The following is a 24,750-nucleotide window of genomic DNA, read 5'->3' as shown; positions in this document are numbered from 1 at the left end:
ATACAGTTCTTATGAGGAAACGATATTCACTTCAACGTCATCACCTGCATCGTTGAGCGGATGGAGATCGCGGACCATGCCCTTCAGCCGCTCGTCGAGAATGTGAGTGTAGATCTGGGTCGTCGAGATGTCGGCATGCCCGAGCAATTCTTGGACAATACGCAGATCGGCGCCATTCTGGAGCAGATGGCTCGCGAAGGCATGGCGCAGCACGTGCGGGCTCACCCGGTCGGCACGCAGGCCGGCCGCCGCGGCGGCAGCCTTGAGGTCGCGGGCGAAGGCCTGCCGGGTCAGGTGGCCGCTCTCGCTCTCGGCCGGGAACAGCCAGGGACCGTCCACGGGGCCATGCGCGACTCCATGCGCGATATGGGCGCGCATCGCGTCCCGGGCGAGATCGGTCAGCGGCACGAGGCGCTCGCGCCCGCCCTTGCCCTTCACCACGAGATAGCGCTCGCGGGTGGCGGCGGCCGAGCGCGGCAGCGCCACCAGCTCCGAGACGCGCAAGCCCGTGGCGTAGAGCAATTCGAGCAGGCAGAGCATCCGCGCGGCCGCTCGCGCCTCCGCCCGATTGTCGCCCGCCGCATCGACCCGCTCGCGCGCCGTGGCGAGCAGGCGGTCGACCTCCGTCACCGAGAGGATCTTCGGCAGGCCCTTGGCACGGCGCGGGGCGGCGACCGGTGCGGTCGGATCCGTCTCCGTGTAGCCCTCGGCGTAGAGGAAGCGGTGGAAGCCGCGGATGCAGGAGAGGCGCCGGGCGGCTGAGGACGCCTTCAGCCCGCGGGGCTCCAGCGAGGCGATGTAGGCGCGGACTTGGTCGGCCTGCGCCTCCTCGGGATCGACCCCGACTTCCGCGAGATATCCGAGATAATCGTCGAGGTCGCGCCGGTAGGCTGCCAGGGTGTTGGCCGCCGCGCCGCGCTCGGCGGCAAGCATATCGAGAAAGAGTTGGCTTGGATCCTCCGCCCCGTCCGGGGACGCGGAACCGTCCCCGCTCATCGATTGCCCGGCTGAAGTTTCGCCGGAGGAATCGTGACGCTCATCTCACGCGGCGTCGGCTGGACGAAGGTTGCCAGCGCGAACATGCCGGCGAAGACGAGGCCCGCGAGGATCGCGATCGTGGCGAGGAAACGAAACAGGGTGGGCAAGGGAACCGGCCTTTCGCCGAGGATACGCGGACGAGCGGGTCGTGTTGCGATGCGCAAACCGTGGGCTTCGATCACACGGCACCGGCGCAAAGGCAAGATCTCGCCGAACACACCCGGACCGGTCAAGGAAACCGATGCGAGACCGCCCCCTGCCCCTCCCCTGCCTTCAGAACCGATTCTTCCAGGCGCGCAACGCGACGAACACCGCCGACGGATCGGAACCCGGCTCCAGCCCGGCCGAGCGGGCAAGGGCCGGCTCGCCCGCGCGCAGGAATGGATTGGTCGCCTTCTCCTCGCCAATGGTGGAGGGGATCAGGAAACCACCGGTCTCGGCAAGCCGCTGGGCCTGCGCCACCCGCTCCTTCAGGTCGGCGTTGTCCGGATCGGCGGCGAGTGCGAAGCGGCCGTTGGAGAGCACGTAATCGTGGCCGCTATAGACCGCCGTCGCGTCGGGTAGATCAAGGAAGCGCGTCAGCGACTGCCAGAGAACCGCCGGCTCGGCCTCCATCACGCGGCCGCAGCCGAGGGTGAACAGGGTGTCGCCCGCAAAGACCACGCCGGCATCGGAGAAATGGTAGGTGACGTGGTCGGCGCAGTGCCCCGGCGTCTCCCAGACCGCGGCCGAGAGCTCGCCGACCGTCACCGTGTCGCCCTCCCGCACGTAGCGGGCCGCATCCGGCACCGCAGTGCGTGCCTTCTCCGGTGCCGTCACCCGAGCGCCGGTGCGCTCCACCACCTCCGGAATTCCCTCGATGTGATCGCCGTGGCGGTGGGTGACGAGGATGTCGGTGAGGGACCACCCCTCCGCATCGAGGACGGCGAGCACGGGCGCGGCCTCCGGCACATCGATGGCGGCACAGGCACCGCTGGCGGAATCGCGGATCAGCACACCGATATTGTCGCTCCGGCACAGGAAGGTGCGGATTTGTGGTGCCGCTCTCGTCATCGAAGACCCTTTCGCCAGTATCGATTTTTCGCTCAGAACCGTTGGCACCGGCCCGGCGCATGACTGACCCGGTCGGGAACCGTCGCGTGGAAGCGTCGGTTCCGGTACCGGGCGTATGGTCACGCTCGCCCGCCTTCTGCTGACAGACGCGTCGGTTCCGCTTGCCGGAGCCGCTTGCGATCCCCATTGATGCGGCATCAGCCCTACGGCATCCGTCTCGTGGAGGACAACCGGCCGTGCCGGCACCCCATCCGATGCGCCTCGACGTCACGGACCTGCGCGCCTTCTACGCCTCGCCCCTCGGGGTCGTCACGCACCGCGTCGTCGGCCGGGCGATCCACGGCTTCCTCGGCTCGGTCTCGGGGCTGCGCGTGCTCGGGCTCGGCTATGTCACGCCCTATCTCGGCCCGGTCCACGTCATCGCCGAGCGCACGCTGGCCTTCATGCCGGCGACGCAGGGGGTGGTGAACTGGCCCTCCAGCGGGCGCTCGGTGACGGCGCTCGCCGACCTCACCATGCTGCCCCTGCCGGAGGCCGCGGTCGATCGCGTGATCCTCGTCCACGGCCTCGAAGCCGTCGAGAGTCCGAGCGAACTCCTGGCCGATGTCTGGCGGGTGCTGACGCCGGGCGGGCGCCTGATTCTGGTGGTACCGAACCGCACCGGGGTCTGGGCACGGCGCGACGCGACGCCCTTCGGCCACGGCCAGCCCTATAGCCGTTCGCAGCTCTCGCGGCTGATGCGTGAGACGTTGTTCTCGCCGGAAGGCTGGGCCGAGACTCTCTACATGCCGCCGATCCGCAGCCGCTTCTGGCTGCGCACCGCCGCCGCCTGGGAGCGGTTCGGCACCGGCCTCGCCATGCCCTTCGCCGGGCTCCACGTGGTCGATGCGACCAAGCAGCTTTACCGGCCGGTCGCGGTGCGGCAAGTGCGTCGCCTGGAGAGCCGGGTGCGCGCGCGCGTTCTGGTGCCGGCCGGGCAGCCGGGCTAAAGCCCTCCCCTCCCGCAGACCGCCGAGCCCGCATGTTGGCATCCATCGGATTCGAGACCGTGCTGACGAGCTTCCTGCTCGCGCTGTCCGGCCTGTTCTCCATCGTGAATCCGGTCGGCTCGGCGCTGATGTTCGCGCAGATCACCGCCGACCGTTCGCAGGCGGAGCGGGCGGAGCTGTCGCGGCGGATCGGCTTCTACGCCGCCCTGGTGATGCTCGCCGCCCTCTGGGCCGGGGCGCCGATCCTCAACTTCTTCGGCGTGTCGCTCGCCGCGCTCCGCATCGCCGGCGGCCTGTTCGTCGCGGCGTTTGCCTGGACCCTGCTCAACGCACCCGAGACGCGGGAGGCGCGCAAACATGCCGAGGCGGAACCGGAGGCCGGCGAGAACCTCGCCGAAGTCGCCTTCTTCCCCCTCACCCTGCCCTTCACCACCGGGCCCGGCACCATCGCGGTCGCCATCGCGCTCGGCGCCAACCGCCCCTCCGAACCCGGCGACCTCGCCGGGTTCTTCATCGGTGCCTCGCTTGCCGCCATGGCCATTGCCGGCATGATCCGCCTCGCCTACGGATCGGCGGACCGGCTCGTGACCCTGATCGGACCGGTGCGGGCGCGGGTTCTCGGACGGCTCTCGGCCTTCCTGCTGCTGTGTGTCGGCACGCAGATCACCGTCAACGGCGTGTCGGACGTTCTCGGGCCACTGATCGCCTCGCAGCGGGTATAGACAGCTCAATGGCCGCCCTTGTCGGACGAGACGCGCGACGCGGCAGCCCGCCACCTATCGGAACGGAAAGTCGACCATCATGAAGCTCGTCGTTGTCGGCGCCGAGGGGCGCATGGGGCGGATGCTGATCCGGGCGGTCGCCGAGGCCGAGGGCTGCACGCTGCACGGCGCGGTCGAGCGCGCAGGCTCGCCCGCTCTCGGCCAGGATGCCGGACGTCTGGCAGGGATCGGTGATCTCGGCGTGAGCGTGAGCGACGATCCGCTCTCGCTGTTCGTGGCCGCCGACGGGGTGCTGGACTTCACCGTCCCGGCCGCGACGGTCGCCTTCGCCGAACTCGCCGCGCAGGCCCGCATCGTCCACGTCGTCGGCACCACGGGACTCTCGCAGGACGACCTCAAGCGGCTGGAGGCGGCGAGCTATCACGCCCGCCTCGTGCGCTCGGGCAACATGTCGCTCGGCGTCAACCTGCTGGCGGGCCTCGTGCGTAAGGTCGCCGCGACCTTGGGCGAGGCGTTCGACATCGAGGTGCTGGAGATGCACCACCGCATGAAGGTCGATGCCCCCTCGGGCACGGCCCTGCTGCTCGGCGAGGCGGCGGCGGAAGGGCGCCGGGTGTCACTGGCCGAGACCCGCGTCTCGACCCGCGACGGCCATACCGGCGCGCGGCGGCCCGGCGATATCGGCTTCGCCACCCTGCGCGGCGGTTCGGTGGTCGGCGACCACAGCGTGATCTTCGCCGGCCCCTCCGAGCGGATCACCCTCTCGCACCATGCCGAGGACCGGGGCATCTTCGCCCGCGGCGCCGTGCGGGCGGCACAATGGGCGTTCGACCAGCCGCCGGGCCTCTACGGTATGGACGACGTGCTGGGCCTGCGGGATTAGACTTGCGTTCCGAATAACGAATCTGGCGGAACGTCAGGCTTGGGCTTGGGAGGCAACGCCGCCTCTGGTAGACGCCCGGCCCATGATCGCGAGGTGCCGTGACGCGGCGGCCTCGTCTCGACCTTCTTCGGAGAGACCCGTCCCATGGAGCGCCTGCTCGTCCTCGCTCGGCACGGCCAGAGCGAATGGAACCTGAAGAAGCTGTTCACCGGCTGGCGCGACCCGGAGCTGACGGAGCTCGGCGTCAACGAGGCGCGCCGGGCCGGGCGCTGGCTCAAGGCCCAGGGGACGCAGTTCGACGTGGCCTTCACCTCGAACCTGCGGCGCGCCCAGAACACCTGCGCGCTGATCCTCGAGGAGATGGGCCAGGGCGGCCTGGAGACGATCCGCAACGAGGCGCTGAACGAGCGCGATTACGGTGACCTCTCCGGCCTCAACAAGGACGACGCCCGCGAGCGCTGGGGCGACGCCCAGGTCCACGAGTGGCGCCGCTCCTATGACGTGCCTCCGCCCGGCGGCGAGAGCCTGAAGGACACCGCCGCGCGGGTGCTGCCCTATTACATCCAGACGATCCTTCCGCGCGTCATGTCGGGCGAGCGGGTGCTGGTGGCAGCCCACGGCAACTCGCTGCGGGCGCTGGTCATGGTGCTCGACGGCATGACCACAAAGACCATCGCCAGCCTGGAGATCGCCACCGGCATCCCGCTGGTCTACCGGCTGAAGTCCGACACCACGGTCGAGTCGAAGCTGATCCTCGACAAGGACATCGACCAGGACGACTGAGTGTCTCTCACAATACTCCCGCTGCGCAGCCGTCCACAGAGTGAGAACGGCCGTGATCGGGGCGTTTTGCGAGGCAACCTGTGCCTTAGGCCGGTCCCAACACCTCCTCCACGGCCCGCGCCACGCGCGCCGTGGAGCCCGACTCGTCGAGCGGGTTGCGGCGCAGGCGGTGACGCAGCGCGCTCGGTGCCACCTGCCGCAGATGCGCGACCGTGACGACGGCGGCCCCGTCGAGGGCCGCGAGCGTGCGCGCCGTGCGCATCAGGGTGAGTTCGCCGCGCAGGCCGTCGGTGCCCAGCGCGAGGCAGAGCCGGGCCGCGCTCTCCAGCACCGCGTCGGGCACGCTGACGCCGCCGAGGCGCGTGCGGGCGGCCAGAATCGTCTTCTGCAGCGCCTTCTCCGCCTTTCCTTGCGCGGCACAGAACCCCTCGCCGTCGCGCTCGTAGGCGTCGCGCCGCCGCACCACCTCGATGCGGGTGGCGATGTCGGTCGGCGTGCTCACTTCGCAGGCGAGGCCGAAGCGGTCGAGAAGCTGCGGACGCAGTTCCCCCTCCTCCGGGTTGCCGCTGCCGACGAGGACGAAGCGGGCGGGGTGGCGCAACGACAGGCCCTCGCGCTCGACGGTGTTGACGCCCGACGCGGCGACGTCGAGCAGGAGGTCCACGAGGTGATCCTCCAAAAGGTTCGCCTCATCGATGTAGAGGAAGCCGCGATTGGCCCGCGCTAGCAGGCCCGGCTCGAACGCCTTCTCGCCCCGCGTCAGCGCCCGCTCCAGATCGAGGGCGCCCACCACCCGGTCCTCGGTGGCACCGAGGGGGAGGTCGACTACCGGCACCGGGATCATGTGGGTCTTCCCCCTCCCCGGTCCCCTGTGCTCGGCACAGTGCGGGCAGGCCTCGGCGGGACTGTCGGGCGCGCAGGAATAGGGGCAGCCCGCCACTGCCGAGATCTTCGGCAGCAGCGCCGCGAGCGCCCGCACGGCGGTGGACTTACCGGTGCCGCGGTCGCCGAAGATCAGGACGCCGCCGATGGAGGGATCGACCGCCGCAATCAGCAGCGCCCGCTTCATTTCCTCCTGAGCGACGATGGCAGTGAAGGGAAAGGGAGGCACGGCGGGGTCAGATTCCGGACCGGAGGGGCCCGGACGAGGCTCGCGGGCGGTTGCCGCGATCATGCACGAATTGCAAGGCGCGAACAGCCGCGCTCGCCCTCACATCCCGCGGCAGCGGCTGCGCACGAGGCCCGCGAACTCCTTCTCCGAGGCTTGGACCTGGGACAGGCGCTCGGTCCGCTCCGGGCCGGACAGGCAGCGGCCGTAGACGCCCGCGATCCGGCGCATGGTCTCGACGTGGCGGCGCCAAACGCGGCAGAGGCTCGCCTCGTCCTCGCTCCCGCCTTCGAGCTGCTCGATGGCCTGCCGCTGCATCGAGCCGGCCACCAGCACGTCGCGGGCACAGGCAGCCTCACCCTGGGCGTGCAGGCTGCCGGGTGTGAGAAGCGCCGCCAGGACGAGGGCGGTGCGCGGACGGAGCAGGTTCATGATCAGGCCGCCTGCGTCGTCGGGCCGTTGGCCAGCAGGGCGTAGAGGGCGGTCGCGTCACGGGCGCTGCGGATGCGCTCCAGCATGCCGGGCTCGCGCAGGAGCCGGGCGACTTGGGCCAGCGCCTTCAGGTGGTCCGCGCCGGCGGTCTCGGGGGCGAGCAGCAGGAAGGCGACATCGACGGGCTGACCGTCGAGGGCGTCGAAATCCACAGGCTTCTCCAGCCGGGCGACGAGGCCGAACAGGCGGTCGAGCTGCGCGAGCTTGCCGTGGGGAATGGCCACGCCGTCACCGATGCCGGTAGAGCCCAGACGCTCGCGCTGAAGCAGGGTCTCGAAGATGTCCCGGTCGGACAGGCCCGGCAGGCGGCGGGCGGCCTGGGCCGCCAGCTCCTGGAGCACGTGCTTCTTGTCCCGCACACGCAAGGCAGAGACGACCGAGTCCGGGTTCAGGAATTCGAGCATCGGCATGAAAACTAAACGCCTCGTCGGCGGGATCCATCCGATGGTCCCGCGTTCCCATGCACGGTTTCCGGAGCCAACCGGCCCCGGCAGAGTGTCGTCCACGCCTTCCGCGAACCGGAAGTCCGGGCTCCGGCCACGGCCGGAGCCTTCGTGAGCGACATTCAGGTCCACGCCCGAGATGCCCCGAAACGGGGCCGTGCCTTACCCTCGATCGGCGGGCGGATCGACCCAGCCGATCGCGCCGTCACTGCGCCGATATACGACGTTGATGCGCCCGGTGCCAGCGTGAACGAAGACGACGACCGGGGCGCCGGTCATGTCGAGGGCGGTGACCGCCTCGCTGACGGATTGGCGCTTGAGGGTGCGGGTGCTCTCGGCCACCACCGGCGGGTGGTCGCCCTCCTCCGCATCGGCGGGGTCGGCCAGTTCGTCATCGACCTCGTCGTCGGGCGCGGCGAAGACGGCGTAGGCCGCCTCGATATCGGCCCCGTTATGGCTCGGCGCATTGTGCCCCTTCAGCTTGTGCTTGTAGCGGCGCAGGCGCTTTTCGAGCTTGTCGGCGGTCTGCTCGAAGCTCACATGCACGTCGTGCGCGGCGCCCGACGCCTCCAGCGTCAGCCCGGTGACGAGGTGCAGCACGCAATCGGTGCGGTAGGCGGTGCCGTCGCGCCGCAGGGTCACATGCCCGGTGCAGGTACTGCTCATATGCGGGTCGAGATACTTCGAAAGCGTCGCCGCCATGCGGTCTTCGACTCGGCCTCGAAGGGCCGTACCGAGATCGAGGCCATGCCCCGTCACCCGCAAACCTGCCATCGACGTCTCCGCTTTTCTCCCGAGGGCTTCGAGAGTTAGAAAGGGGGACGGGGCAAGTCAACGCGAAGTCGAGCCGGCGCAAGGCTTTCAGGTAGCCTCGCCGCGTCCGGTGTCATCGGGCGGCAGTCGCCATTTTCGCGCGGCGGCGGTCGATCGACGAGGGAATGCGCAGCGACTCGCGGTACTTCGCGACGGTGCGGCGGGCGATGTCGACACCCTCGTCGCGCAGGCGCTGCACCAGTGCGTCGTCGGACAGGACGTCGGCGGCTTCCGCATCCACGAGTTGCTTGATGCGGTGGCGCACGGCCTCCGAGGAATGGGCCGCCGCGCCCGCGGCGCCCGGAATCGCGGCGGTGAAGAAGTACTTCATCTCCAGGGTGCCGCGGCTGGTGCCGATCGACTTGTTAGAGGTGACCCGCGAGACGGTCGATTCGTGCATGCCGATCGCCTCGGCAACCGTCTTGAGGTTCAGCGGGCGCAGATGGGAGACGCCGTGCAGGAAGAAGGCATCCTGCTGGCGCACGATTTCGGTGGCGACCTTGAGGATCGTGCGCGCCCGCTGCTCCAGGCTGCGGGTGAGCCAGTTGGCGGTCTGCAGGCACTCGGACAGGAACGCCTTGTCGCCGTCCGCCACGGCGCCCTTGGAGACGCGGGCATAGTAGCTTTGGTTGACCAGGACCCGCGGCAGCGCCTCCGCGTTCAGCTCCACCAGCCAGGAGCCGTCCGGGGCGGCCCGGACGAACACGTCGGGTACCAGCACCTCGACGGCGTGCGTGCCGAAGGCCCGGCCGGGCTTCGGATCGAGCCGGCGGATCTCGGCCAGCATCTCGACGAGGTCCTCGTCGTCCACGCCGCACAGGCGGCGCAGGGCCGGAAAATCGCGTTTGGCCACGAGGTCGAGGCGCGAGACCAGCGCTCGCATGGCCGGATCGAACCGATCCTGCTCGCGGAGCTGGATCGCGAGGCATTCGGCGAGGTCGCGGGCGGCCACGCCCGGTGGGTCGAAGGTCTGGACCAGCTTCAGGACGCGGGCGACGTCGTCGAGCGGGGCACCGAGCCGCTCGGCCACGCCATCGATCTCTTCGCGCAGGTAACCGGCATCATCCACCGCATCGATGAGGAAGCTGCCGATCAGCCGGTCTGACGGGCTCTGCGTCGCGAGGTCGAGCTGCGCGGCGAGGTGCTCGCGCAGAGACGTCTCGGCGGTGAGCGTCGATTCGAAGTCGGGAAGGTCCCCGTCGAAGCTGCCGCCGGCATTGCCGTAGGGGGCCGGCGTCAGCGAGAGCGTGTCGCCCGCCCCCGTCTCGCGCGGAACGGGATTCTCGTCGGCGAAGACGTTGTCGAGGCGCGTGTCGAGGTCGCTCTCGATCTCGCTGCGGCTCGGAGTCATGTCGGAGGCGAGCCACGCCTCGGGCTCGGGCCCGTCGCCGCCCTCGTACTCACCCTCGCCCGACGCCTCCGGTGCCTCGCGTTCCGGCGCGCCCTCGCCTTCGGCGCGCTCCAGAAGCGGATTGCGCTCCAGCTCGGCATCGACATAGGCTGTGAGATCGAGCTGCGAGAGTTGCAGGAGCTTGATCGCCTGCAACAGTTGCGGCGTCATCACCAGGGCTTGGCCCTGGCGCATTTCAAGCCGTTGCAGCAGGCTCATCTCAACGTCCAACCCTCAGAATTCGTTGATAAATCGCAGCCCGAGCGTGAGCCGCGCCTCAATCGGCACGTTCTTTGCATCTCCTTTGTTTAGATCTAGCTCCATCCGATCCGCCCGTCAAAGTCTGTTTCGCCCTCGCGCCCTGAAATCCGTCCCGGTGGGCAACACTGCCACAGACGTTCACCCCTCAGGCAGAGCGAAGCTCCCACACGCAGGGCGCGAGTTCTGCTCGACGGATTGCATTTCAAAAATCAAGAAAGCCTTGCGCGCGACTTGGGCATCGAGGCGCTTGGTTCAGGGGTGGTTATCGTCTCCGGATCTTCGCAAGAGCGATCGATCGGAGGCACCCGACGGTCTCAACCGTGCAGGATGGTCGTCTAGAGCCGGAAATCCTCGCCGAGATAGAGCCGGCGGGCATCCTCGTTGGCTACGATCTGCTCGGGCGTGCCCTCGGTGAGGATGCGGCCGGAATGAGCGATGTAGGCGCGGTCGATCAGGCCGAGCGTCTCGCGGACGTTGTGGTCGGTGATGAGCACGCCGATGCCGCGCTGCTTCAGATGCTTGACCAGATCCTGGATGTCCCCCACCGCAATGGGGTCGATGCCGGCAAACGGCTCGTCGAGCAACATGAAGGTCGGCGAGGAGGCAAGCGCCCGGGCAATCTCACAGCGGCGACGCTCGCCACCCGAGAGCGCGATCGAGGGAGACTTGCGCAGGCGCGCGATGTCGAACTCTTCGAGCAGGGAATCGAGCTTGCGCTCGCGGGTCTTGCGGTCGGGCTCGGCCACCTCCAGCACGGCGCGGATGTTGTCCTCGACCGAAAGCCCGCGGAAGATCGACGCTTCCTGCGGCAGGTAGCCGATGCCGAGCCGGGCGCGCTGGTACATCGGCAGGTGGGTGATCTCCATGCCGTCGAGGCTGATGAAGCCGCGGTCGGCCGGCACGAGGCCGGTGATCATGTAGAAGATCGTGGTCTTGCCGGCGCCGTTCGGCCCGAGCAGCCCCACCGCCTCACCGTTGTGGACCGTCAGCCCCGCCTCGTGGACGACGGTGCGCGCGCCGTAGCTCTTGCGAAGACCCCTCACGTGCAGCACGCCCGGTCCGCCGCCCTGGGCCAGCGCCGCGTCGGGTGAAGCCTGCGGCGCCGATCCGCCGCGCCCGAACAGACGGCCGATCCACGAACCCTTGCGGCCGCGGCCCGCCGGCCTCGGCTCGGCGACCGCCCGCAGCGGCACGCCCGCAGGCATCCCGGCTTCCGCCACGGTCAGTTCGCCTGCGCCCGCGTCTTCGCGGCCGGCTTGTCGGCAGCCTTGGGGCCGGGCTTGGCCGTGATGGCCGGCTGGGTGCAGCCCTTCGGCTGCCCACCGGCCTGCCCGCCCTTCTCACCGCCCTCGCCGGGCACGAACATCGCCGAGACGCGCCCGCCCGCCACCGGGTCCATGTTCGCCCGGCCGGTCGCCATGTCGTAGACGAGCCGCGAGCCGCGGGTGACGTTCTGGCATTGGCTGAGCACGACGTTGCCGGTCAGCACAATGCGCTTGGCCTCCTGATCGAACACCGCGTTGTCGCCGGTGGCCACCTGATCCTTCTGCGCCACGGTGACGGGGCCGGCGCACTCGACCTTGCGGATGCCGCTGCCACCCATCGCCGCCTTGGCCTTCGCGTCCTCGGCCGCCTCGGCCTCTGTCTTCGTCGCGGCCTTGTTCGGGTCTTTGTCCTTGTCGCGCTTGTAATGGACCGTCATGGCCGAGCAGCGGATCGTGCTCTCGCCCTGCACGGCCACGACATTGCCGGCGAAGATCGCCTTGTTCTCCTTGTCGAACACGTCGAGTCGGTCGGCGTCGATCTTGATCGGCCCCTTGCCGCCGCCGACGGTGCCGAGCGGCGCGGACTTTTCCTTCGGAGTCTCCTTGACGGTTTCCCGCGCCTGCGCTGCGGCGGCAGGCAGGGCGAGGAGAAGAGCAAGGCCGACGGCGAGCGCCGGGGCGAGACGCGCCGTCATCGCGTGGGTTCCGCCGCGGAGGTGTGAATGCGCTCGGGATCCGTCCGCAGGGCGATCTTGGCACCGGTCTCCTTGTCGTCGGCCTCGTCGCCGTGGAACACGGCGTGGACGCGACCGACGAAGGAAACGACCCGGCCGCTCTCGACCACGTCGAGGCTGTCGGCGACGATGGAGCCCGATGGGACGGTCACGGTGACGGCCTTGGAGGAGCGCAGACTGCCGGTCTTGAAATCGACGGTGGCGACCGAGAGCCGAACCTCCTCGCCCTTGTCGGTCCAGAGACGGATGTCGTTCTCGAGGTTGAGCGATTCGCGGGTGGAATCGAACACGCCGCCCTGGGCCTGGAGGTAGGCCCGGCCGCCCTTGTCGTCGGTGGCGACGTGGCCCTTCATGGCCTGCAACTCGATGATGCTGGGCTTGCGCACGTCCTGCTGCGCGGCGTCGGCGACCACCTCGTAGCCGCGCTCGCCCTTGCGGAAGCCGGACAGGCGCGGGTTCTCCATCGTCACCTTGGTGCCCGAGACGCTGATCGGGCCGATGGAGACGTTAGGGATGCTGCCCGAGAGCGGGCCCCACAGCACGATGCCCGCAAGGCCCAGCATGGCGAGGCCAGCGGCGATGGGGATGACCCGTCGCAGGGTGCGCACCTGCGCGCTGTGACGGCGCGCCCGCCCGTGCGCCCGCCTGCGACGCGCGTTCTCGTTCGCGGCGAGCGCGAGGAGATCCGTCTCCGTCTGGATGGTGTCGGCCGCCTGCATCGCGTTCCTGAAGGGTCGGCGCGTTCGCGGTCGCGCACTACCGGCCGGATGCTCCGGTGCGGTGGCGAAGTTATGGCCTCGTCTTCGACAAATGATCAACGGCGGTCGCGTGCGCCCCCGCACCGAAAGCGGCGCGGGATGCCGCGTCTCGGCACTCTTCCGCAGGAGCGTGGCCGGCCGGCATCGCTGCCGGCGTCGATCTCACGTCGCCTCGACGGCCGCGCTGTTCTTTGAGGAAGCGCGGCAGACCTTCGCCGCGCGCAACTCAGGCGTGGGCGAAGATGTCGACCTCCGGCCATCCGGCGAGATCGAGCTTGGCCCGCGTCGGCAGGAAGTCGAAACAGGCCCGCGCCATCTCCGTGCGTCCCTCGCGGGCGAGCATCGTGTCGAGCCGCTCGCGGGCGGCGTGCAGGTAGAGCACGTCGGAGGCCGCATAGTCGATCTGCGCCTGGCTCAGAGCCTCGGCGCCCCAATCGGAGGATTGCTGCTGCTTGGAGAGATCGACGCCGACGAGTTCGCGCACCACGTCCTTGAGGCCGTGTCGGTCGGTATAGGTGCGGGCGAGCTTGGAGGCGACCTTGGTGCAGTAGATCGGCGTCGGCATCACGCCGAACGCCTTGAACAGCACGGCGAGATCGAACCGGGCGAAGTGGAAGATCTTGACGACCTTCGGGTCGGCGAGGACGGTCGCGAGCCGCTCGGGCACCGGATCGCCAGGGCGGATCTGTACGACGTCGGCACTGCCGTCGCCGCGGGAGACCTGAACGACGCAGAGCCGGTCGCGGTGCGGATTGAGCCCCAGTGTCTCGGTATCGATGGCGATGGCCGCATCGGGCGCGAAATCGGGCGGCAGGTCACCCTGGTGCAGGCGGATCCGAGAAGGGGCGGCGGACATGGAGGGGTTCGGGGCCGTTCGAAGATCGGGTCCGGCGGCGCGTAGCATCGCGCGCGCCGTCCCGATAGGCCCGCCCCCAGAGATCGGAGGCGCGAAACACTATTTCTGTTTGGCGATGATCTGATCCTTGATACCGGCATAGACCGATTCCGGCAGGATCTTCTTGCGGACCAGCTCGTCCTTGCCCCGGTAGGGACGGCCCTTCACGATCGCCGCGGAGCGCGCCTCGCCGATCCCTTTGAGCTGGCTCAGCTCCTCGGCACTGGCCGAGTTGATGTCGATGAGTTCGGCCTTCGCATCCGGCTTCGCCTCCTTGGTCGCGGGCGGCGTCGCGGCAGGCGCCATTGCGGGCGGCTTTCCGGCGGTGGGCGGCGTGGCCGGGCTCGGCGCTTGCGCCAGGGCGGGGGCGGCGGCGAGGCCGACCAGGATCGTGAAGGTGCGCAAAAATGAGGAACGCATGTCGACCTCCCGACAACTCGGGCAGCGGGACGCCGCGCCGGTCCTCGTGAAGTAGGGCGCATCGGTTGAACCGTCCTTGAACACGACCGCGCACCGATACGGGCACATCTCGCGCCGCTGCTCGTTGAACGTGCGTGGGGCCATGGCGCGATCGTGACTGCGGAACCGGGTCGTGCCGGTGGAACCACGTTGTCCGCAACTCGTTCGTGCACCGCGGCTCGGCCAAGCTGAGGGCCGACAACGCGCAGGGCTCCGCACCGAGAGACGGCCGGACCAGAACTTTTTGCAACGAGGATCGCGACCATGGTCGATGGAAACAGGATCACGGGTACCGCCCAGGAACTGGGCGGCAAGGTGCAGGGTGCCTTTGGCGATCTGACCGGCTCCCGCAGCGACTCCGCCGAGGGCCGTCTGCGCGAGGTCGCGGGCCGGGCGGAGAACGTCTACGGCCAGGCCAAGGACGCCGCGCGGCACGTCGCCGACGAAGCCTACGACACTGCCGAGGAGCTCTATGACCGCGGTCGCCGCACCCTGCAGGAGGGGCACGAGCGCTCGGTGGAGTGGCCGCACGCCTCGCTGCTCATTGCCGGTCTGATCGGCTTCGGCCTCGGCCTCCTCGTGCGCGGGCGCGACTGAGGCTCAATCCATCCGAATGGCCCGAGCCCGACGGCTCAAAGATCGACGGCCTTGAGGCCGACGGCCCGAGATCAGGAGTAGCAGCGTGACGTATCCTTCCGGCTTCGAACCCTCGCCCCTCGGCAGCACGCGTTCCGTCGCCCACGAGACCGTCGCCCTCAATCAGGTCTCCTGGGGAGCCGTCTTCGCCGGCGCCGCGACGGCGCTGGTGGCTCAGGTCGTCATCAACCTCGCGGGCGTGGCCGTCGGCCTCGCCTCGGTGAGCCTCGACACGGCCGAGAACCCGACCGCGTCGACCTTCTCGCTCGGGGCCGGGGCGTGGTTCGTGGGCTCCGGCATCGTCGCCTCGCTGATCGGCGGCCTCATCGCCGGGCGTCTCTCGGGCAAGCCCCTGCGCGGGATCGCCGGGCTGCACGGTCTCGTATCCTGGGTCGTCACCACCCTCGTGGTCCTCTACCTGCTGACCTCGGCGGCCAGCGGCGTCGTCGGCAGCGCCGTCAGCACGGTCGGCTCGGCCCTGGGCGGGGCCGGCAACCTCGTCGGCGGTACGGTTCAGACCGCGGCGCAGGCCGCCGCTCCCTCCCTGACCAAGATCCCGAACCCCCTCGACCAGATCGAGCGGCGAGTGAAGGATCAAGCCGCAGGCCAGGACCCGCAGGCCGCCCGCGACGCCGCCGTCTCCGCCATGCGCGCGCTGCTTTCCGGCGACGCCGCCGACAAGCAGCAGGCCGAAGCACGCGCTGCGGACGCCCTCGCCAAGGCGCAGAACATCCCGGTCGATCAGGCGCGCCAGCAGGTTCAGGACTATCAAAAGCAGTACGAGCAGGCCCTCGCCAGCGCCAAGAAGCAGGCGGAGGACGCGGCTAGAACAGCGAAATCGGTCGCGACCCAGGGCGCGCTCTACGCCTCGATCGCACTGATCCTCGGTGCCATCGCCGCCTTCCTCGGCGGGCTTCTCGCCGCGCCGAAGCCCCTGACGGTCCGCGACTGAGTCTTCCACGAGAGCCGGCCCTTCCTCGGCGACAACACGTCGCCGGATGCGGGAGCGCAGTTCGCACGTTCTATCAGCAGCGCTGGCCGGTCGAACCGGCCGGCGCTCTTGCTCCGAGACGCGGCTCAACCCCGATCAAGGATCTGCCAGACTGATGAAATCGACCTTTGTCCTCGCTGCCTTCGCCGGCCTGCTCGCCGTTGCGCCGGCTTCGGCCTCGCCCGTACCGCAGAGCCCGGCGGACGCTCTGATCAGAGGCGATCTGCCGACCGGCTACGTCCAGTACCGCCGCTACGGCCATCGCCATTACGGGCCTCGCCGCTACGGCTATGGTCGGGGCTATCGCCGGGGGCCCGGAGTCGGGGCCGCAGTCGGAGCGGGCGTGGCGGGTCTCGCGGCCGGCGCGATCCTCGGCGGCGCTCTCGCCAACTCCCAGGCACAGGCCGCGCCCGTCGTGGTTCAGGGCGGCCAGGATCCCGAGGCCGTCGCGGCCTGCGCCCGCCGCTTCCGTTCCTACGATGCGCGGAGCGGGACCTATCTCGGCAATGACGGCGCCCGCCATCCCTGTCCCTGAACACGGCCTTGTTCTTGGTTCACGGGCGCGCCAGCGATTAGGGCGCGCGGGTAGCGGTCACGAGGTGGCGAGCCGGGCGCTTGCCCGTTCGGGCACGTGGAGGCTCGCCTCGTTGGGAGCACACTGGGTCTGATTGCGGCCGCCGCTCTTGGCCTCGTAGAGCGCGGCGTCGGCCCGGCGATAGAGTTCTGCCGCCGCACGGCCCGCCGAACTCACGGCCAGGCCGATGCTCACGCTCACGGAGCCCGGTTCGATCCCGGCGGACGGCAGGGTGAGCGCGGCCGTGGCCCTGTGGATCGCTGCCGCGACCTGCAACGCGCCCTCCCGGTCGGTCTCGGGCAACAGGATCGCGAACTCCTCCCCACCGACGCGGGCCGCGAGATCATTCGGCCGGCGCGCGCTCAGCCTCAGGGCGTCCGCCAGCCCCCTGAGGACAGCGTCCCCGATCGCGTGGCCGAAGCGGTCGTTGTAATTTTTGAAGTGATCGGCATCGATGACGAGCAGCGACAGCGGCCGACCCGTGCGTGCCGACGCTCGCGACGCCTGCTCGAATGCCTCCTCGAAATGGCGTCGGTTCGCCAGCCCGGTCAGATTGTCGGTCCGTGCGAGCTTGGCCAACTCGGCCTGCATCGTCGCCCTGCGGCCGAGTTCCCGTCCTAACAGGAGCGAGAGCGACACGGTCAGCCCGCATAGGACGAGCATGGCAAGGCCGATCACCGTCGCCTTGGCCTGCCATTCCGCCACGATCTCACGCGTTCCAAGCGAGACATTGAGGATGAGCGGCAGGTCTCCGACTTGCGTGAACGCGTAGTAGCGCTCGATGCCGTCGCGGACGGACACGCCGGTGAAGCTGCCGCTCCGCTCGGCGAGATACCGCTTGAACGTCGGCGTTTCGGCAAGATTCGCTCCAACATCGGATGGCCCGGCGGGATAGCGCATCAGGCGCGTGCCATCGCTCAGGTAGAGGTTGATGCCCCCCTCCTGCCCGAGCGCAATCTGATCGACGAGGTTGCTGAAATAGGAGAGCCTCAGGCTCGCCTGCACCACACCGCCGAAAGACCCGTCGGGCTTGTCGATCCGGCGGCTCAGCACGATCACCGGGACGCCGAGCAGGCGCGACGTCACCGGCGGGCTGATATGGAGCCCGAGATCGGCGCGCGCCTTGTGAATTTGAAAGTAGCCGCGGTCGGCATTGTTGAGGGAGCGAGCCGGCACGGCATTCGAGTCGATGATGCTGTCGCCGTTCTCGTTGACGATGAGCATCACTCCCATGTCACGCGCCGTCGTGGCACGATCGAAGAGCACGAGCTGGCGGAGGGCTGGATCGGCCTCCGCGACGCCGGGCGACTTAAGGTTGCTGATGGCAGCTTGCAGAGAGAGGTCGATGATTTCGACGTTGCGCGCGATGTCACGCTCGATCACCTGAAGCAGGTTCTTCGAGGTCCGCTCGGCCTTGTCCCAAGCGTCGCGCCGCAGGTCGAGCAGCATGATGGCCGAAAGCACCAGCATGCCGATCGGCGCAAGGACGCCCAGGTCGATCCACGTCCGCGAGGAGCGGAAGAATCGCACCACGCTGGACCGCAGCCGGCCGATCGGCGGCGGCCGTCTTTCGTTCAACCGACTCTGGTCACCGTCGGAGGTGGGCATCGGCATCTTATCTCGTCCGTCGACCTCTTTGTCTCGGCCCGCCGCGCTAAACAACTGTTACGGGAAAGCGCCGGAGCCGAGGTCCGATCGGTTCATGGCTAAGGCGACGTTATCGTCGACGGTCAAAGCACGGCCGGGGAACGCGAGCGATCCCTGAAGCACGCAGATGTGAAGACTTGGCCGGGATTAAAGATTTCGCCACCGGAACGAACACGCGAAGCGCGACTTAGCGCGGTGGCCTGTGCGGTCTCGTGGCTGTCCGCAGCGTCCCCGTGATGCAGCACGCAGCAATCGAACTCTGATGCCGACTTTTTCGGGCCGCTGATCTCCCGCAACTGTCTCACGACTGCGGGACGAAAATCACGGATATGCGAATTGCCGATGCGCGTCGATGCAGCTCCATCCTTCGACCAATCCACGACGGATCTCGTCTTGCGTCAGCCGTCGACCCGCGCATTGCGCGGACTCGATCTTCTCAATTTCACCCTCGCCGACGTCCGCGACGGGCTCGGCCCCTACCTCGCCATCTACCTGCTCGCCGTGCGCGGTCCCCAGCAGGGCTGGAACGAGGCCACGATCGGACTGGTGATGACGATTGCGGGCATCGCCGGGCTGCTGGCCCAGACGCCCCTGGGCGCCCTGATCGATCGCACCCACGCCAAGCGCAGCGTGGTGATCGCCGCGGCAGTGGTCGTGACCGTGAGTTGTCTCGTCCTGCCCTGGATCTCGAATTTCACCCTGGTGGCCGGCACGCAGGCGCTGGCCAGCATGGCGGGCGCCGTCTTCGCGCCCGCGCTGACCGGGATCACGCTCGGCATCGTCGGTCCGCGATTGTTCGCGAAGCGCATCGGCCGCAACGAGGGTTTCAACCATGCCGGCAATGCGGTCTCGGCAATGCTGGCAGGCGGGCTCGCCTATGTCTTCGGTCCGGTGGTGGTGTTCTGGCTGATGGGGCTTCTCGCCGCCTGCTCCATCGTCGCGATGCTGATGGTGCCAGCCGAGGAGATCGACAACGACCTCGCCCGCGGCCTCGACTGTGCGACAGACCAAACCTGCGACCAGCCCTCGGGCCTCAGCCTGCTGCTGCGCAACCGGCACCTTCTGCTGTTCGCGGTCCTCTGCGCCGCATTCCATCTCGCCAACGCAGCGATGCTGCCCTCCGTCGGCCAATTGCTCACCAAGGTCGTGGGCAAGGACAACGCGACCTCGCTGATCGCGGTCTGCATCGTGGCGGCGCAATGCGTGATGGTGCCGATGGCGGTGCTGGTCGGCGCCAAGGCCGACAGCTTCGGGCGCAAGCCGATCTTCCTCGTCGCCTTCGGCGTGCTGGCCCTGCGTGGGGTCCTCTACACGTTCGCTGACAATCCCTTCTATCTCGTCGCGGTGCAGTGCCTCGACGGCGTCAGCGCCGGCATCTACGGCGCGCTGTTCCCGATCGTCGTCGCCGATCTCACCCGCGGCACCGGCCGCTTCAACGTCGCCCAGGGTGCGGCGGCCACCGCTCAGGGTCTCGGCGCGGCGCTGAGCGCGACCCTAGCCGGCGTGGTCATCGTCGGCGCGGGCTACACGGCGGCCTTCCTCGTGCTCGCGGCGATCGCGGCGGCCGGCTTCGCGGTCTACCTGTTGTTCATGCCCGAGACGCTCGGCTACCAGCCGCGCCCGACCGACGCGCCGCCGAGGACGCCCGCGACGCCGCTCGCCACGCCGGCGGAATAGCGTCGGGCGAGTCCGTGACAGGCCGCCAACGGCCTCACCGCTCCGGCGGGATCGAGTAGGTGCCGGTGGCGTGGCAGACGATGGCCTCGCCGCCCTGACTCCGGATCGCGACCTCGCCCACCGCGAGGCGCCGCCCGAGCTTCAGCAGCCGGCACTCGGCCACGAGGGCGGCGGGGCCTGGCCGGCGCAGGAAGTTGACGCTCAGGTTCGTCGTCACGGCGAGCGCCACCGGGCCGATATTGGCGAGGATCGCCGCGTAGAGCGCGTAATCGGCCAGCGCCATCATCGACGGACCGGAGACCGTGCCGCCGGGGCGCAGATGGCGCTCGTGATAATCGAGGCGCATCCGCGCGGAGAGCGGCCCCACCGCCTCCAGGTGGTAGTGGCGCCCACCGGCATTCATCTGCGGGAAATCCCGCTCCAGGAAGGACGCGGTTTCCTCCAGGCTCATCACGGTCTCGCTCATGACCGAGCCTTGCAGCATGCCCGCGCTTAGCGGACAAGAGCAGCATGATCCCGACGATCGACAGCGCGCCCGAAGGCATCGCCACCCGGCACGACCGCTATCCCGATGCGCAGATCCGCGCCGTCCTGAAGGAAGCGCGCTCGATCGCGCTCGTCGGCGCCTCGGCCAACCCGGCCCGGCCGAGCTACATCGTCTTCAAGTATCTGGCCGAGCGCGGCTACACGGTGACGCCGGTCAATCCGGGTCTGGCCGGCCAGACCCTGCTCGGCCGTCCGGTGATCGCGCGGTTGTCCGACCTGACCGGGCCGGTCGACATGGTCGAGATCTTTCGCAATTCGGCCGCTGCCGGACCGCTGGTCGACGAGGCGCTGGCGCTGCCGGTGCCGCCAAAAGTGATCTGGATGCAGCTCGGCGTGCGCGACGACGCGGCGGCGGCACGGGCCGAGGCGGCGGGCGTAACCGTGATCATGAACCGCTGCCCGAAGATCGAGTACGGCCGGCTCTCCGGCGAGATCGGCTGGACCGGGGTGAACTCCCGCATCCTCAGCGCGAAGAAGCCGCAGATGGCCAAGGGCGGCGTGCAGAAGCGGACGATCGAGGGGCCGTGAAACGGACGCGCCCCCGGCCATAGACCGAGGGCGCTTCGCAGCATGAGCCTGCGACTCAGGCGACCGTCAGTCCGACATCGACGTTGCCGCGTGTGGCGTTGGAGTACGGGCAGATCTGGTGGGCCGCCTCGACGAGGCGCTCGGCGTCCGCGCGGTCGAGCCCCGGCAGGCTGACCTTGAGATCGGCGGTGATGCCGAAGCCGCCCTCGGAACGCGGACCGATGCCGACTTGGGCGGTCACCGTCGTGTCGGCCGGAACCTTCAGCTTGAGCTGGCCACCAGCCACCTTCAGGGCGCCGATGAAGCAGGCCGAGTAGCCCGCCGCGAAGAGCTGCTCGGGGTTGGCGCCGGGGCCGCCCGCGCCGCCGAGTTCCTTCGGAGTCGAGAGCTGGACCTGGAAGCTGCCGTCCTCGGTGCGGGCGGAGCCGTCACGGCCGCCGGTGGCGGAGGCGGTGGTGCGGTACTTCACATCGACGGTCATGGACTTGTCCTCGTCAACGGGGTGGAATGGGGCCGATCCGTTCGGCTTGAGACCTCAATACCGATAAACTGGGTTGCGCGCAATATAAATAGTGCGCAATCTATTCGCTCGGTGCATGGCAGCCCGCCCTTGGGTTGAAGGCGTCTGAAGCTTCAAGCGTCGCGCCCGGTCTCCGGCATGGCAACGATGGCGGCGAAGCTGATCCCGGCCGCAGCCGCGAGGTAAAGCCCGACAAGGCCGATGCCACCCGAGCCGGCAAGCCACTGCGCCGCGAAGGGTGCGCCCGACGCGCCGAGAATGCCGGCGAGATTGTAGGTGACGGAGGCGCCGGTATAGCGCACCCTGGTCGGGAACAGTTCGGGCAGCAGCGCGCCCATCGGCCCGAAGATCCAGCCCATGGCGAAAAGCGCGAGGCAGAGGAAGCCCAGCACTTGAGCCGGCTCGCCGCTGCCGAGCATCGGCCCGAGCAGGGCGCCGAGGGCTCCCGTGACCGCGAGCCCCGACAGCATCACCGGCCTGCGCCCGAACCGATCAGCGGCCCAGCCCGAGAGCGGGATCGACAGCGCCATGAACAGGATCGCCACGCACTCGAACAGCAGGAAGGTCTTTCGCGGGTAGCCCAGCGTGCCGGTGCCGTAGCTCAGCGCGAACACCGTCGAGAGGTAGAACACGGCATAGGCCGCCACCATGGCGAGCGTGCCGAGCAGCGTCGCGCGAAGATGCGCGGAAAAGATCGTGGCGAGCGGCACCCGTTCCGGCGGCGCCTGTTCGAGGGCGGCGCGGAAGGCTGGCGTCTCGGTGAGCTTGAGCCGAACGTAGAGCCCGACTCCGACGAGGGCGGCCGAGGCGAGGAACGGGAGCCGCCAGCCCCAGGCCTCGAAATCCGCCGGGCTCAAGGCGACGCTGAGTCCGAGGAACAGGAGGTTGGCGGCGATGAAGCCGATCGGCGCGCCGAGTTGCGGGAAGATGCCGTAGAGCGCGCGGCGACCCGGCGGCGCGTTCTCGACCGCGAGCAGGGCCGCCCCGCCCCACTCGCCGCCGAAGCCGACGCCCTGGCCGAACCGCAGCAGGCAGAGCAGGGCCGGCGCCCACCAACCGATGCTGGCATAGCCCGGAAGGCAGCCGATCAGGACCGTCGACACCCCCATGATCATCAGCGAGGCGACCAGCGTCGCCTTGCGCCCGATCCGGTCGCCGAAATGGCCGAAGGCCGCCGCCCCGACCGGGCGGGCCAGGAAGGCGATGGCGAAAGTCGCGAACGCACTGAGCGTCTGCACGCCGGGCTCGCCCTGGGGGAAGAAGATCGGCCCGATCACCAGCGCGGCGGCGGTGGCGTAGATGTAGAAGTCGTAGAACTCGATCGCAGTGCCGACGAAGCTCGCGGTCAGGATTCGGCGAGCGGAGGGGGCGCTCATAGAAGGAACGCTCATGCAGCCGGTGGCTCCCACTGCCAGAACACCGTGCCGGTGAACTCGAAAACCGGCTCGCCGCGCTGGTTCTCGGCCGTATTGTGATGCGTGGCGATGCCCCAACCCGGCCGCGAGGCGGAGGCGCGTCGGTCGATCAGCGTGCTGCTGTAACGGATCGTGTCGCCGGCATAGACCGGCCGCAGCCATCTCAGATCCTTGAAACCCGGCGAGGGACCGAGCTGCGGCACCGGGCCGGAGCGGGCAGTCAGCGCGATGTCGCGGGTGAAAGTGGCGTTGAGCCGCTTCATCCAGACCGCAGCCGTCTGCCAGCCCGAGGCGCAGAGCGCGCCGAAATGCGTGGCCCGCGCGGCTTGCGGATCGAGATGGAAGATCTGCGGATCGTAGGCCCGCGCGAAGGCAATGATGTCGTCCGCCTCGAAGCGGTGAGCACCGAGTTCGCGGGTGACGCCGAGTTCGGCTTGAGCAAGGTAAGGCAGCGGCACCGCGTCCTCGGGCTCAACCACGGGGCCGGTCTCCGTGGACAACGCGACCGGACGTGGTTCCGGCACGGCGCCGGCGCGGGCGAACAGGACGGCGAAGGCCTGTGTCATCACCGCCTCGCCGCGGCCGTTGGTCAGCGTCATCGCGAGACGCGCCATGCCGCGGTCGGGCTTCGAGGACGAGGGACGAACCTCCTCGACACGCACCACGGCGCTCAGAGCATCGCCCGGTAGGACGGGCCTCAGCCAGCGCAGGTTGGCGATGCCGGGGGACCCCATCGAGGTGGCGTTCGACACCAGGGCCTGCGCGAGAAGGCGCATGCCGAGCGCCGCCGTCTGCCAGCCGGAGCCGATCAGGCTGCCGACGAAGGTGTCCTTCGCCGCCGCCTCGTCGAGATGGAAAGGCTGGGGATCGTAGAGGCGGGCGAAGGCGACGAGTTCGTCCCGGCTCACCGTGATTGGCCCGGCCATGAATTCCTGGCCGGGAGCGAGGTCGTCGAGGGAAATCAGAGCCATGGGATGCCGCATCGCGGAAAAGGTCCGCGCGTGGCTACATCATCGAACGGCCAAGCGCATCCGGGATGACTTCGAAGGCCCTCCTCTCGGAACCGGCCTCACTTCATCAGCGCGTAGGCCTGGATCCCGGCGGGCGTCAGGAGCACGACGAAGAGCACCGGCAGGAAGAACAGGATCATCGGCACGGTCAGCTTCGGAGGCAAAGCGGCCGCCTTCTTCTCGGCCTCCGTCATGCGGAAATCGCGGCTTTCCTGCGCCAACACGCGCAGGGCCTGACCCACCGGCGTGCCGTAGCGCTCGGCCTGCATCAGCGCCGTGGTAAGTGACTTGACGATCTCGAGGCCCGTGCGCAGGGCAAGGTTCTCGTACGCGACCCGCCGCTCGGGAAGGAACGACAGCTCGGCAGTCAGCAGCGCCAGCTCCTCGGCGAGCACGGTCGATTGGCTCGCGATCTCCAGACTGACCCGCCGGAAGGCGTTCTCGACCGACATGCCGGACTCGACGCAGATCAGGCACAGGTCGAGGGCATCGGGCCAGGCGCGGCGGATCTCGGCCTGCCGCTTGGTCGTGATGTTCGACAGGTAGACTTCCGGCAGCTTGAGCCCAATGAATCCGGCGGCCAGGACGAGGCCGGCCCGGATCGCCAGGGGCTGATCGAGGACCTCCAGCACGAACAGGTAGAACAAGGCGACGGCCGTGAGGACGATCGGCATCACGAGACGGAAGAAGAGGAAGGCCGTCTCGGCACTGGTCCCACGATATCCTGCCTGAACCAGCTTGGCCTTGGCCGTCTCCGTGCCGAGCCAGCGGTTGAGATTGAACTGCTCGACGACCCGTTTCATGTAGGCCTTCGGCTCGACGCGCAGGCTGACGCGGTTGTTGAGCCGCTCGCGCTCGCGCTGGCGGATCTGTTCACGCTCGTCGCTGACGAGCTTCATCCGCTTGGCGAGCTGATCGCCTTCGAGCAGCGGCTGAACCAGGGTGAAGACCGTGGCGGCGGCGGCGATGCCGGTCAGCACCGCGGCGACGGTGCGCGGGGCGAGCGCAGTGTTGACGAAGTCGTCCAGCATCCCAGTCCAGCCCGTCCCTCACGGCGCGGCTCGCGCCGCCGCCATCCACTGCCCCCTTGGCGGGGCGCTTGGTTCCTGTCCTCGCCGCC

Annotated in this window: 28 protein-coding genes; 9 read left to right on the top strand and 19 right to left on the bottom strand. The window is 69.0% G+C overall.

The window, feature by feature from the left end:
- Positions 1–9: 9 nt before the first annotated feature.
- The 3 genes from MFF24_RS01270 to gloB all read right to left on the bottom strand — a co-directional run bounded on the left by MFF24_RS01270 (position 10) and on the right by gloB (position 2,091).
- The gene (locus tag MFF24_RS01270; protein ID WP_238221773.1) at positions 10–996 is read right to left on the bottom strand and encodes a site-specific tyrosine recombinase XerD; all 987 of its coding nucleotides are present in this window, start codon (positions 994–996) and stop codon (positions 10–12) included.
- Complete coding sequence (locus MFF24_RS01265; protein WP_108940425.1) at positions 993–1,145, bottom strand: histidine kinase; 153 nt, start codon at positions 1,143–1,145, stop codon at positions 993–995. The genes MFF24_RS01270 and MFF24_RS01265 overlap by 4 nt, the downstream gene beginning before the upstream one ends.
- A 166-nt stretch (positions 1,146–1,311) precedes the next feature.
- On the bottom strand, positions 1,312–2,091 hold the full coding sequence (gloB, locus tag MFF24_RS01260; protein ID WP_238221771.1) for a hydroxyacylglutathione hydrolase: 780 nt from the start codon (positions 2,089–2,091) through the stop codon (positions 1,312–1,314).
- A gap of 254 nt (positions 2,092–2,345) precedes the next feature.
- On the opposite strand from gloB, the gene MFF24_RS01255 reads away from it, so the two are divergent.
- From MFF24_RS01255 to MFF24_RS01240, 4 genes are all read left to right on the top strand, one after another.
- Entirely contained in the window at positions 2,346–3,080 is a 735-nt protein-coding gene (locus tag MFF24_RS01255) for a class I SAM-dependent methyltransferase (protein ID WP_238222867.1), read from the top strand.
- Between the two features lie 32 nt (positions 3,081–3,112).
- On the top strand, positions 3,113–3,802 hold the full coding sequence (locus MFF24_RS01250) for a MarC family protein (RefSeq protein WP_108940422.1): 690 nt from the start codon (positions 3,113–3,115) through the stop codon (positions 3,800–3,802).
- 79 nt (positions 3,803–3,881) lie between these two features.
- Entirely contained in the window at positions 3,882–4,685 is an 804-nt protein-coding gene (gene dapB, locus MFF24_RS01245; RefSeq protein ID WP_238221769.1) for a 4-hydroxy-tetrahydrodipicolinate reductase, read from the top strand.
- Positions 4,686–4,829: 144 nt separating this feature from the next.
- Positions 4,830–5,468, top strand: coding sequence for a 2,3-bisphosphoglycerate-dependent phosphoglycerate mutase (locus MFF24_RS01240; RefSeq protein ID WP_133088682.1), 639 nt, complete (start codon positions 4,830–4,832; stop codon positions 5,466–5,468).
- Between the two features lie 85 nt (positions 5,469–5,553).
- Here MFF24_RS01240 and bchI read toward each other — a convergent pair whose 3' ends face one another.
- From bchI to MFF24_RS01190, 10 genes are all read right to left on the bottom strand, one after another.
- Positions 5,554–6,579, bottom strand: coding sequence for a magnesium chelatase ATPase subunit I (gene bchI, locus MFF24_RS01235; RefSeq protein WP_238221767.1), 1,026 nt, complete (start codon positions 6,577–6,579; stop codon positions 5,554–5,556).
- Between the two features lie 99 nt (positions 6,580–6,678).
- Positions 6,679–7,008: a hypothetical protein gene (locus MFF24_RS01230; protein WP_238221765.1), complete on the bottom strand. Its 330-nt coding sequence runs from the start codon at positions 7,006–7,008 to the stop codon at positions 6,679–6,681.
- A 2-nt stretch (positions 7,009–7,010) separates the two neighbouring features.
- Positions 7,011–7,478 carry a PTS IIA-like nitrogen regulatory protein PtsN gene (gene ptsN, locus MFF24_RS01225; RefSeq protein ID WP_108940418.1) on the bottom strand — a complete coding sequence of 156 codons (468 nt, stop codon included), beginning with the start codon at positions 7,476–7,478 and terminating at the stop codon, positions 7,011–7,013.
- Positions 7,479–7,673: 195 nt separating this feature from the next.
- The gene (gene hpf / locus MFF24_RS01220; protein WP_108940417.1) at positions 7,674–8,285 is read right to left on the bottom strand and encodes a ribosome hibernation-promoting factor, HPF/YfiA family; all 612 of its coding nucleotides are present in this window, start codon (positions 8,283–8,285) and stop codon (positions 7,674–7,676) included.
- A gap of 112 nt (positions 8,286–8,397) precedes the next feature.
- Entirely contained in the window at positions 8,398–9,933 is a 1,536-nt protein-coding gene (gene rpoN, locus MFF24_RS01215; RefSeq protein ID WP_238221764.1) for an RNA polymerase factor sigma-54, read from the bottom strand.
- 377 nt (positions 9,934–10,310) lie between these two features.
- Positions 10,311–11,180, bottom strand: coding sequence for an LPS export ABC transporter ATP-binding protein (lptB, locus tag MFF24_RS01210; protein ID WP_238221762.1), 870 nt, complete (start codon positions 11,178–11,180; stop codon positions 10,311–10,313).
- Positions 11,181–11,197: 17 nt separating this feature from the next.
- Positions 11,198–11,935: an LptA/OstA family protein gene (locus MFF24_RS01205; RefSeq protein WP_238221760.1), complete on the bottom strand. Its 738-nt coding sequence runs from the start codon at positions 11,933–11,935 to the stop codon at positions 11,198–11,200.
- Positions 11,932–12,693, bottom strand: a complete 762-nt coding sequence (locus MFF24_RS01200; protein WP_238221758.1) for a lipopolysaccharide-assembly, LptC-related protein — start codon at positions 12,691–12,693, stop codon at positions 11,932–11,934. Before MFF24_RS01200 ends, MFF24_RS01205 begins: the two co-directional genes overlap by 4 nt.
- A gap of 265 nt (positions 12,694–12,958) precedes the next feature.
- On the bottom strand, positions 12,959–13,588 hold the full coding sequence (locus MFF24_RS01195) for a ribonuclease D (protein ID WP_238221757.1): 630 nt from the start codon (positions 13,586–13,588) through the stop codon (positions 12,959–12,961).
- A 99-nt stretch (positions 13,589–13,687) separates the two neighbouring features.
- Positions 13,688–14,047, bottom strand: a complete 360-nt coding sequence (locus MFF24_RS01190; protein WP_238221756.1) for a ComEA family DNA-binding protein — start codon at positions 14,045–14,047, stop codon at positions 13,688–13,690.
- 303 nt (positions 14,048–14,350) lie between these two features.
- On the opposite strand from MFF24_RS01190, the gene MFF24_RS01185 reads away from it, so the two are divergent.
- From MFF24_RS01185 to MFF24_RS01175, 3 genes are all read left to right on the top strand, one after another.
- Positions 14,351–14,683 (top strand): CsbD family protein, encoded by a 333-nt coding sequence (locus tag MFF24_RS01185; protein ID WP_133090646.1) that lies wholly within the window; start codon positions 14,351–14,353, stop codon positions 14,681–14,683.
- 85 nt (positions 14,684–14,768) lie between these two features.
- A complete protein-coding gene (locus MFF24_RS01180; RefSeq protein WP_238221754.1) occupies positions 14,769–15,674 on the top strand; it encodes a PhnA-like protein in 906 nt (301 codons plus the stop codon).
- Positions 15,675–15,828: 154 nt separating this feature from the next.
- Positions 15,829–16,248: a BA14K family protein gene (locus MFF24_RS01175; protein ID WP_238221753.1), complete on the top strand. Its 420-nt coding sequence runs from the start codon at positions 15,829–15,831 to the stop codon at positions 16,246–16,248.
- A gap of 57 nt (positions 16,249–16,305) precedes the next feature.
- Here the strand turns inward: MFF24_RS01175 and MFF24_RS01170 are convergent, their stop codons facing one another.
- Positions 16,306–17,895, bottom strand: a complete 1,590-nt coding sequence (locus MFF24_RS01170; RefSeq protein WP_238222866.1) for a sensor domain-containing diguanylate cyclase — start codon at positions 17,893–17,895, stop codon at positions 16,306–16,308.
- 381 nt (positions 17,896–18,276) lie between these two features.
- Here MFF24_RS01170 and MFF24_RS01165 point away from each other — a divergent pair, with 381 nt between their 5' ends.
- Positions 18,277–19,611: an MFS transporter gene (locus MFF24_RS01165; protein WP_238221752.1), complete on the top strand. Its 1,335-nt coding sequence runs from the start codon at positions 18,277–18,279 to the stop codon at positions 19,609–19,611.
- 34 nt (positions 19,612–19,645) lie between these two features.
- Here MFF24_RS01165 and MFF24_RS01160 read toward each other — a convergent pair whose 3' ends face one another.
- A complete protein-coding gene (locus MFF24_RS01160) occupies positions 19,646–20,077 on the bottom strand; it encodes a PaaI family thioesterase (protein WP_166273398.1) in 432 nt (143 codons plus the stop codon).
- Positions 20,078–20,121: 44 nt separating this feature from the next.
- Between MFF24_RS01160 and MFF24_RS01155 the strand changes: the two genes are divergently transcribed.
- Positions 20,122–20,685 carry a CoA-binding protein gene (locus MFF24_RS01155; protein WP_238221751.1) on the top strand — a complete coding sequence of 188 codons (564 nt, stop codon included), beginning with the start codon at positions 20,122–20,124 and terminating at the stop codon, positions 20,683–20,685.
- Positions 20,686–20,740: 55 nt separating this feature from the next.
- Here the strand turns inward: MFF24_RS01155 and MFF24_RS01150 are convergent, their stop codons facing one another.
- The 4 genes from MFF24_RS01150 to MFF24_RS01135 form a co-directional block, all read right to left on the bottom strand.
- Entirely contained in the window at positions 20,741–21,166 is a 426-nt protein-coding gene (locus MFF24_RS01150; protein WP_056192596.1) for an organic hydroperoxide resistance protein, read from the bottom strand.
- A gap of 152 nt (positions 21,167–21,318) precedes the next feature.
- Complete coding sequence (locus tag MFF24_RS01145) at positions 21,319–22,581, bottom strand: MFS transporter (RefSeq protein ID WP_238222865.1); 1,263 nt, start codon at positions 22,579–22,581, stop codon at positions 21,319–21,321.
- Positions 22,582–22,592: 11 nt separating this feature from the next.
- A complete protein-coding gene (locus MFF24_RS01140) occupies positions 22,593–23,591 on the bottom strand; it encodes a MaoC family dehydratase (RefSeq protein ID WP_238221750.1) in 999 nt (332 codons plus the stop codon).
- 98 nt (positions 23,592–23,689) lie between these two features.
- Positions 23,690–24,661, bottom strand: a complete 972-nt coding sequence (locus MFF24_RS01135; protein ID WP_108940404.1) for a type II secretion system F family protein — start codon at positions 24,659–24,661, stop codon at positions 23,690–23,692.
- Between the last annotated feature and the right edge of the window lie 89 nt (positions 24,662–24,750).

The organism is Methylorubrum aminovorans (genome assembly GCF_022179725.1).
In the GTDB taxonomy this organism is placed as follows: domain Bacteria; phylum Pseudomonadota; class Alphaproteobacteria; order Rhizobiales; family Beijerinckiaceae; genus Methylobacterium; species Methylobacterium aminovorans.
Note: the sequence above shows the minus strand (reverse complement) of the source record. Positions and strands in the feature narration are given on the sequence as shown.

Coding starts and splice junctions, on each gene's coding strand:
- MFF24_RS01270 (WP_238221773.1), bottom strand. CDS start 996: ATGAGCGGGGACGGTTCCGCGTCCCCGGACGGGGCGGAGGATCCAAGC.
- gloB (WP_238221771.1), bottom strand. CDS start 2,091: ATGACGAGAGCGGCACCACAAATCCGCACCTTCCTGTGCCGGAGCGAC.
- MFF24_RS01255 (WP_238222867.1), top strand. CDS start 2,346: ATGCGCCTCGACGTCACGGACCTGCGCGCCTTCTACGCCTCGCCCCTC.
- MFF24_RS01250 (WP_108940422.1), top strand. CDS start 3,113: ATGTTGGCATCCATCGGATTCGAGACCGTGCTGACGAGCTTCCTGCTC.
- dapB (WP_238221769.1), top strand. CDS start 3,882: ATGAAGCTCGTCGTTGTCGGCGCCGAGGGGCGCATGGGGCGGATGCTG.
- MFF24_RS01240 (WP_133088682.1), top strand. CDS start 4,830: ATGGAGCGCCTGCTCGTCCTCGCTCGGCACGGCCAGAGCGAATGGAAC.
- MFF24_RS01230 (WP_238221765.1), bottom strand. CDS start 7,008: ATGAACCTGCTCCGTCCGCGCACCGCCCTCGTCCTGGCGGCGCTTCTC.
- ptsN (WP_108940418.1), bottom strand. CDS start 7,478: ATGCCGATGCTCGAATTCCTGAACCCGGACTCGGTCGTCTCTGCCTTG.
- hpf (WP_108940417.1), bottom strand. CDS start 8,285: ATGGCAGGTTTGCGGGTGACGGGGCATGGCCTCGATCTCGGTACGGCC.
- rpoN (WP_238221764.1), bottom strand. CDS start 9,933: ATGAGCCTGCTGCAACGGCTTGAAATGCGCCAGGGCCAAGCCCTGGTG.
- lptB (WP_238221762.1), bottom strand. CDS start 11,180: ATGCCTGCGGGCGTGCCGCTGCGGGCGGTCGCCGAGCCGAGGCCGGCG.
- MFF24_RS01205 (WP_238221760.1), bottom strand. CDS start 11,935: ATGACGGCGCGTCTCGCCCCGGCGCTCGCCGTCGGCCTTGCTCTTCTC.
- MFF24_RS01200 (WP_238221758.1), bottom strand. CDS start 12,693: ATGCAGGCGGCCGACACCATCCAGACGGAGACGGATCTCCTCGCGCTC.
- MFF24_RS01195 (WP_238221757.1), bottom strand. CDS start 13,588: ATGTCCGCCGCCCCTTCTCGGATCCGCCTGCACCAGGGTGACCTGCCG.
- MFF24_RS01190 (WP_238221756.1), bottom strand. CDS start 14,047: ATGCGTTCCTCATTTTTGCGCACCTTCACGATCCTGGTCGGCCTCGCC.
- MFF24_RS01185 (WP_133090646.1), top strand. CDS start 14,351: ATGGTCGATGGAAACAGGATCACGGGTACCGCCCAGGAACTGGGCGGC.
- MFF24_RS01175 (WP_238221753.1), top strand. CDS start 15,829: ATGAAATCGACCTTTGTCCTCGCTGCCTTCGCCGGCCTGCTCGCCGTT.
- MFF24_RS01170 (WP_238222866.1), bottom strand. CDS start 17,895: ATGCCCACCTCCGACGGTGACCAGAGTCGGTTGAACGAAAGACGGCCG.
- MFF24_RS01165 (WP_238221752.1), top strand. CDS start 18,277: ATGCGCGTCGATGCAGCTCCATCCTTCGACCAATCCACGACGGATCTC.
- MFF24_RS01160 (WP_166273398.1), bottom strand. CDS start 20,077: ATGAGCGAGACCGTGATGAGCCTGGAGGAAACCGCGTCCTTCCTGGAG.
- MFF24_RS01155 (WP_238221751.1), top strand. CDS start 20,122: ATGATCCCGACGATCGACAGCGCGCCCGAAGGCATCGCCACCCGGCAC.
- MFF24_RS01150 (WP_056192596.1), bottom strand. CDS start 21,166: ATGACCGTCGATGTGAAGTACCGCACCACCGCCTCCGCCACCGGCGGC.
- MFF24_RS01145 (WP_238222865.1), bottom strand. CDS start 22,581: ATGAGCGCCCCCTCCGCTCGCCGAATCCTGACCGCGAGCTTCGTCGGC.
- MFF24_RS01140 (WP_238221750.1), bottom strand. CDS start 23,591: ATGGCTCTGATTTCCCTCGACGACCTCGCTCCCGGCCAGGAATTCATG.
- MFF24_RS01135 (WP_108940404.1), bottom strand. CDS start 24,661: ATGCTGGACGACTTCGTCAACACTGCGCTCGCCCCGCGCACCGTCGCC.